This is a genomic window from Vaccinium witches'-broom phytoplasma str. VAC (assembly GCF_000309405.1).
Lineage (GTDB): Bacteria > Bacillota_I > Bacilli_A > Acholeplasmatales > Acholeplasmataceae > Phytoplasma.
The window spans coordinates 1-523 of sequence record NZ_AKIN01000175.1; the positions used below are offsets into that span (position 1 = coordinate 1).

Consider the following 523-nt stretch of genomic DNA (forward strand, 5'->3'; position numbering starts at 1 on the left):
GAAAAGAAAAAATTCAATTGATGAATAATTGTCCTTCTTTTACTATTGAAAGAACAGGGGGAAATAATGAAGACAAAACCCTTTTACCTATTCCCATTCCGAATTTAAACCAACAAAAATATCAACATTTAATTACAGTCGAACATAAAGCTACTTTTAATGCAAACGGGTTGGAACTTACCGTTCCTTTATATTTAAAAATATCTCCTCGCTATGATGCTCAAGCAACTTTTAATCATCCTGAAAAATATTTTAATTTATCGTTAAAAATTAATAATCATGAATATGAAGATACTAAACGTCCTTTAATGACTTTAGAAAATGGGATTGGAACTATGAAAATCCAAATCAGCATCGAACAAAAAGAAATTATCAAGGAAAAAAATCCTCAATTAGAATTAATTTTTGATTACGAATTAGTTGACGCTCAAGGAAAAGCTTTCAGTGGTGGCAGCCAAACCATTGAAAATAAAATGACTAATTTAGCATAATAAAACATTAAAAGACCAATTAATGATTGGTC

1 protein-coding gene is annotated in these 523 nt (G+C 28.9%); it reads left to right on the top strand.

Annotated elements, in window-relative coordinates; all coding sequences use genetic code 11:
- The coding region (locus RI68_RS02760) for a hypothetical protein (protein WP_017193716.1) at positions 1 to 491 on the top strand (491 nt) is incomplete at its 5' end.
- Between the last annotated feature and the right edge of the window lie 32 nt (positions 492 to 523).